Consider the following 6448-nt stretch of genomic DNA (forward strand, 5'->3'; position numbering starts at 1 on the left):
TTTTCCCCCTCAAGGCATCGGTGAGCCGTGGCACTTTTCACAGAACGATCCCTGCCCACTGCCGAACTCCGTGGCCAGGTTGCGTCCGTAATAGCTGAAATAGACATCGCCGGCGGTGGCACCCGTATCGCCGACGGCGGGATGGGAATCGACCAGCAGCGCGGCGGTGAAATCCCATCGACCGCCGGCGGAGAAGGCCGAGGCGTGGGCACGATGGCAGGAAAGACACATGACGTTGGCGCTGGCCGAGGGCCCCTGGGTACTGTGCGGATCAAGGGCGAGGAGATCGCTCGTACCCCGCTCGAAGGGGACGAACTGCAGGTAGGAGGTTGCCGCGCTGCCGGTGTAATCGCCGGTGCGCAGATAGGTGTTGTAGGTGTCGATCACCTCTTGCTCCAGGCGCGCATCCCGGCCGGCGGGATGGGCAAACGACCCTTCCGGCGTGACATGGTTGCCGCGGAGCAGTTCGCCATGGCAGTTGCCGCACCATTCGCTCATCCCCGAACCGTAGTCGACATGGGCGGTGTCCGTTTCCTGAAAGGGGCTGATGCTGCTCTGCCGGGCAATGGGCGCGCCCTGGCTGAAGGCCACCCCGTGCGCGGGGCGATAGCTGTCGTCGCCCAACAGGCGGTAGTTGCCGCGAACGGTGCCGGGTTCGGGAAGTTCGCCGTAGGAGCCAGATCCGGAAATCGGATAATTTTGCCAGCGCTGATCCCCCCCGGCCTGGCCATGGGGGTCGTGACAGCTGGTGCAGCCCAGTTGGGCGCTTGGAAAGGTGCCGCCGGGGGCATGGGTCTTGAGGCGATCGGGAAAGAGATTGAAGTCGCGGGCGACGACGTTATGGCCGTGGCTGTCGCCGGGGCTGCTGCCGTCGAGCCAGCTGAAGCTGCGGGTCAGCCAGTAGAAATCGCCCCCCGGGGTCAGGGCCGAGCCGTCGGGACTGAAGACCGAGAGGCTGTTCGGCCCGCCGAGGCCCGAGTGGCAGTTGATGCAGATGGAACTGGGGTCGGAGTTCAGCAGCAGATATTCACTGGCAGAGTTGGCCTGATGCATGGAATGGCAGCCGCTGCAGTTGCCGACGCCGCCGGCGTGAAAATCACCGGAAAGGCAAAAAGCCGGTGTCGTCATGGCGACCACCGGAAGCAACCACAGGGCGCTACCCCAAAAAAAGGATTTTGCCAGCTTGACCATGCGTGTCTGCCTCAGGCGGGATTCGCCGTACTTGAGTGCCGACCTGCCGTGCGAATTGATAACGGAGAGCATGTCATACGAGACAACCAAAAAATTCGACAGATATTACCATAGCCTACCACCGTAAATAAAAAACCATATACTTGATTAAAATACTAAAACAATAGCGGAGGCTGACAGTGTCCGGTAACACTGTCAGCCTCCTGAAAACAACCGCGGGTCAAATTACCCCGTTGCGGCTTTGCTGCGAGTTAGTCTTTGGCGTGGCACTTGTTGCACAGCTGGCGCTGATATTCGCCGTACTTCGTCGCGACATCGACGGCCACGCCGCCGGCATAGTAGGGGATCGCTCCGTTGGCCATGAGAGTGGTCGAGTTCTCATTCAAGATCGCCGATTCGGCGATAAATTCCGAAGTGGAACTATCCCAGCGCAGAGCGTTGTCGAAAGCCGAGGCATGGGCGCGGTGGCAGGAAAGACACATGACCTGCTCAGACCCAGAAACCCCTGCGGTCGATACCGGATCGAGCGTGCTGCCATCGGCCACATTGCGCTCGATGGGGACGAGGGCGTCAAAGGCAGTGGCCGCAACGCCGGTGAAATCGCCGGTCTTGACGTAGGAGTTGTAAGCCGCCGGAACCGAAACGTCGGTCGGGTGCATGTTGGCATTGTCGTTGTACAGCGGGTGACAGCTCAGGCACCAGTCGGACATGCCCTGGCCGTAGTTGACAAATTTGCCGCCAGAACCGTCGGAGGTCGCCACCGGGGCGGGAGCGGTGATCTGCTTGAAGCCGGCGTCGCCGAGCAGACGGTAGTTGCCGGCGATGGTGCCGGCGGCCGGTTGGGCTTTGTTCAGGTACGAACCGGAGACGGAAATCGGCAGCGCGCCATTGGAGGTGCCACCGTCGACCTGGCCGTGGGGATCGTGACAGCTGGTGCAGCTCAGCATATTGGAAGCCATCATCCCGCCCGGCGCGGTGGTGTTGGTGCCATCCACCGCCAGGTTGAAGTCGGCGGCGATGACGTTATGCCCCTTGTTGTCTGGATCGAACGTCACGACATTACCGCGCACCAAAAGGTCGTGACCGGCGTTGCTGCTCACCCAGAAAAAGTCGCCGCCCTGGTTCATGTTGGCACCATTGGCGCTGTTGATGTGGTAACCGGCCGTTCCGTTATGGCAGTTCAGACAGGTGGAGCTGGCGTCGGAACCTTTCATCAGGGAGGCGGCGGTTGCCGAGCCTGCGCGTGGGTTGTCGGCCGAGTTGTGCATCGAGTGGCAGCCATCGCAATGGGCCACGCCGCCGCCGTGGAAAGCGAAGGCCGTGCCACCCATCATGAAAAATCCAGCCAGCATGGCCAACATCATCTTGTTCACTTTCATTCTCTTCCTCCTGTTGGTTGTTGTGGGGCCACTGCGGACGTTACCGGAGCCGTCAACAGCCTCTCCCCCTCGTTACCCAGAAGAAATAGCAATGGGCATGCCAACATTTTAATGAGAAAAAAACCGTATAATTATGCAGACTTATCAAGATCACATCCGTTGATCTGATTTTTACCTGCCGGCGATCTGGGAATATCTCAAAACGACTTTGGGAATTTCCCCAACATTCAACTTCAGGAATCAGTCAGCTTTTCGAGGGCAAAACCAAGTATCACCATAGGCCTTTCGACAATCCGTCAAAAACGATCTTTGGTCCGGCCGGTTCTGTCGGGCCGGGGACTTTTCGCGGCAATGCAGAGAAAACGGCAAGGAGCAGGAGTCGTCAACGGGGTTCATCCAGAACGACGCGGTAGACACCAACCCCTTTATTCGCGGCCTGGGCGACAAAGAGCCGGTTGCCCTGCGGATCGAGCGCCAGGTCGTCCGGCACGATCAGGTCTTCGGGCCGGTCACCGCGATAGCCGAACTCCCCGAGAAAGCTGAAGTTGCGATCGAAGACCATCACCACCGAGCGCAAACGATCGGCGACATAGATGTTGCCCTGGGCGTCCGCGGCGATGCCCGAGACAACCCCGAACTTTCCCGGACCGCTGCCCGGAATGCCGAAGGGCTCCAGCTCCCCGCCAGGAACGAGACGGAAGGCGCTGAAAAGTGCCGGCGTGGTGAAATAGAGGCTGCCGTCGGGCCCGACACAAAAACCGCTGACATCGAGGACCGTCGCCTTCTTCTTTTCCGGATCGAGTTCCTTGGCCGCTTCGGCCAACTCGGCGGAAAGATCGTGCTCGGCCAGGATGAGTCCGCCCTGGTCGATCACGACCACCCGGGCCGCGGAGGAATCGAGCAGATACAACCGGCCATCCCGTTCTTCGATGCGATCCGGAGCAAAGTCGGCCCCGCTTTCGGGAAGGCCCTGAATGCGGATGACAGCTTCCGGTTCGCCCCGGTAATTGAGAATTTGGATGGCATGCTGCGTGAAATTTCTGGCGAGCACATAAAGGCGGCCGTCTTCGGCGGAGGCAATATCCACGGCGGAGACGATCTCGCCATCGGCGCCGAAGGCGAAAATCTCCATCCCCTGGCGATTGAAAATCCGCACCTCGTTACTGCCTTGGTTGAGGGTGTAGATTTCCTGCTGCGTCGAATCAAAATCGAGTCGGGCCCATTGAGAAGGAACCGTGCCGGAAAAGTTGGAGAGCAGATACTCGAAACTGACGTCCAGATTGGTTCCGGAACGCTGGCTTTTTTGCAGTTCGGCGGAGCAGGGGAAAGCCGCGATGAGGGTGAGGCCAAAGGCAAGAAGACTGGTGCGGGCACATTGGGGTCGCAAGAAAGAAAGTCGATTCATGCCCTTGGGATTAGCAACCAGCATGCCATGGCGCGAAGAGTGAAATATTGCTGTCAAGTCAATGACTAGAGTCGCCCATATCGAATGCGCGGCAAGGCTGGACGTGCGAAATTTGGGAATTTTCCTAAATCGATCTGGGAAAATCCCCAAATTCGAAGAGCCGGCATGCTGCGGGCCAGCCCCCTTGGGAAGGCGATGAGTGGGATCAGCGATTGCTGATCAGGTGGTGTGCGCCACCATGGCAATTGAGGCAGCCGCGATGCTGGCGATGAATCGATGGGGCGTGGGGCAGGCCATGGCAGGTTTGACAGTCGGGAATCGACCGGTGGGGCCCTTGGTGGCAATAAAGGCAGTTGATGCCGCCGTGGTTGGTTTTGGTGGCGGCAAGGTCCCTCGCCGCTTGCGCATGGCATACCTGACAGAATCTGCTCGGGACATGGCCGGCGGGCACGATCCGCAGAGGCGCATGGGTGGGATGACAGGTGCCGCAGTCGGGATTGGTCTGGTTCGCCAGGTGGGGTTCATGGCAGTCGAGGCAGGTGGAGACCTCCTTGTGCCGGCTATGGCAGCGGGTGCAATAGAGTTCTCCATGGCGGCTGGGGTTCTCATTCATCTGGCGACCGACCTCGGGGTGACAGGAAAGGCATTCCAGGCGCATCGGCTTCAAGGGATCTCGCAGCGAGACCAAAGGCTGGTGGGGATCGGTGTGGCAGTGCCGGCAGCCGCCGATCTCATAATGGGGGCGGCTTTGGTGGCATTCGTCGCAGGCGCGAAAAGCAGTCCCGGACCGGGGCGGGTGCTGGGGATGGCAATCAAGGCAGCCGACTTCGGTCGCATGCGGTCCCCCGGCCACCGTTAACACCCGCACTTTTTCACTGTGACACTTGCCGCAATCGCCCCTTTCCAGTTCGGCCGCATCGGCAGCAATGGCACAAACGCAGAAAGAGGCAACCAGCAGGAGGATTCTCCCCTGGCGGCATAAGGGCTGAAAACATTCGGCAGCAAAAAAACGAGAACGGCTCATAGCAAGGCCCCTGTCCGGAAAAAACGAAAAATCTAGCAACCACCATGCCAGACGCCACAACTCTCCTGCCCCCCTCCCAATGCCGACATCCTGTTCTTGATTATATTGTGGGTGAATTTGAAATGCTTAATTGATAAAAACTATTTTTGCGACCACCCCTTTAATCCGACAAAAAACTGTAGTATGGTTTTGATCGCGAGCAAAAAAGACTCGATAATTTAGATATTTATTTAGCCTCATGTATTGTTCGCGCTTTGGCTTGAGCCAAACGGAGGCACAAATCGATGCACAAGAAGCTACATGTTTCGGCAAAATATCTGATCCTTCTCGTGATTGGGTGCGTTTTTTTTCTCCATGGCTGCGGCCGACAGGATAGCGCCCTGGCCCAGGAAACACCGGAAATAAAACGTCCAACAATCAAGATCGGCTTGATCCCCGAACAGAACCTGTTCGAGCAGAAAAAACGCTATGCCCCCCTCTTCGACTATCTCTCCGCCGAATTGGGGGTTGTCTTTGAAAGTCACATACTTTCCCGCTACGGAAACATTGTCGACAATTTCAACGAACTGGGTTTGGACGGGGCGTTCATGGGGAGTTTCACCGGGGCGCTGGCGATCCAGAAACTGGGGGTTGAGCCCCTTGTTCGGCCCCAACATGTGAACGGAACCTCAACCTATTTCGGGCTGGTCTTTGCCAGAAAGGGGAGCGGGCTCGGCAGCGCAGAGAGCCTGCGCGGGAAACGGATGGTCTTTGTCGACCGCGCAACGACGGCGGGCTATCTATTACCCCTAGCGTATTTCAAAAAGATCGGCATCAGCGATTACGAAAATTGGTTTGACAAGTTTTACTTCAGCGGCACCCACGAAGATGCGATCATGGATGTTCTGAACGGGCTCGCGGATGTCGGCGCCGCCAAGAATACGGTCTATGAGAATCTGGTCTTAAAAGACCTGAATCACATGGACAAGCTGGAAATTCTGGCAACGTCTCCGCCCGTCCCCTCCAATGCCCTCCTCGTGAAAAGCACCTTCCCGGCCGACTTCAAAATTCTTCTCCGCAACAAATTGCTGACCATGGACCAGTCCGCCGCCGGCAGAAAAGCCCTGGCAGAAATCAACTCGACAAAATTTATCGAAACGACCGTTGCCGATTATCAGCCGGTTCTCGATTACGCGACAAGCATCGGCATCAATCTGGCTGAATACGACTACAGGAATCAATGACCATCATCATGACCGTGTTAATATCTCAACTTTCGCAGGCACGCACAACAAATAAATGTATGAAATAATTGAACAAAAGCGCCATCAACTGTAATAGAGTGGGTTGTCGCCAAACAACCAATCTACCCTCAGGAGATGACGCTTTGGATCAGAGTGTAGCAGAGACTGTTTCATGTCAGAACCAAATTAATTCGTTTTTTGACCATCAGCGTGTCGCTTTACTCTT

Annotated in this window: 5 protein-coding genes; 1 reads left to right on the forward strand and 4 read right to left on the reverse strand. The window is 57.4% G+C overall.

Annotated features, from left to right (window positions below; genetic code table 11):
* Nucleotides 1–9: 9 nt before the first annotated feature.
* From BQ4888_RS06340 to BQ4888_RS17320, 4 genes are all read right to left on the reverse strand, one after another.
* A complete protein-coding gene (locus tag BQ4888_RS06340) occupies nt 10–1191 on the reverse strand; it encodes a cytochrome c3 family protein (RefSeq protein WP_092055198.1) in 1182 nt (393 codons plus the stop codon).
* A 251-nt stretch (nt 1192–1442) separates the two neighbouring features.
* A complete protein-coding gene (locus tag BQ4888_RS06345) occupies nt 1443–2570 on the reverse strand; it encodes a hypothetical protein (protein WP_092055201.1) in 1128 nt (375 codons plus the stop codon).
* A 382-nt stretch (nt 2571–2952) separates the two neighbouring features.
* Nucleotides 2953–3957 carry an NHL repeat-containing protein gene (locus BQ4888_RS06350; RefSeq protein WP_140396605.1) on the reverse strand — a complete coding sequence of 335 codons (1005 nt, stop codon included), beginning with the start codon at nt 3955–3957 and terminating at the stop codon, nt 2953–2955.
* 223 nt (nt 3958–4180) lie between these two features.
* Nucleotides 4181–4999, reverse strand: coding sequence for a cytochrome c3 family protein (locus BQ4888_RS17320; protein WP_140396606.1), 819 nt, complete (start codon nt 4997–4999; stop codon nt 4181–4183).
* 284 nt (nt 5000–5283) lie between these two features.
* On the opposite strand from BQ4888_RS17320, the gene BQ4888_RS06360 reads away from it, so the two are divergent.
* A complete protein-coding gene (locus tag BQ4888_RS06360; protein ID WP_092055209.1) occupies nt 5284–6222 on the forward strand; it encodes a phosphate/phosphite/phosphonate ABC transporter substrate-binding protein in 939 nt (312 codons plus the stop codon).
* The last annotated feature ends 226 nt before the right edge of the window (nt 6223–6448 follow it).

Origin of the sequence: Desulfuromonas acetexigens (genome assembly GCF_900111775.1) — a bacterium.
GTDB lineage: Bacteria > Desulfobacterota > Desulfuromonadia > Desulfuromonadales > Trichloromonadaceae > Trichloromonas > Trichloromonas acetexigens.

Coding starts and splice junctions, on each gene's coding strand:
- BQ4888_RS06360 (WP_092055209.1), top strand. CDS start 5,284: ATGCACAAGAAGCTACATGTTTCGGCAAAATATCTGATCCTTCTCGTG.
- BQ4888_RS17320 (WP_140396606.1), bottom strand. CDS start 4,999: ATGAGCCGTTCTCGTTTTTTTGCTGCCGAATGTTTTCAGCCCTTATGC.
- BQ4888_RS06345 (WP_092055201.1), bottom strand. CDS start 2,570: ATGAAAGTGAACAAGATGATGTTGGCCATGCTGGCTGGATTTTTCATG.
- BQ4888_RS06340 (WP_092055198.1), bottom strand. CDS start 1,191: ATGGTCAAGCTGGCAAAATCCTTTTTTTGGGGTAGCGCCCTGTGGTTG.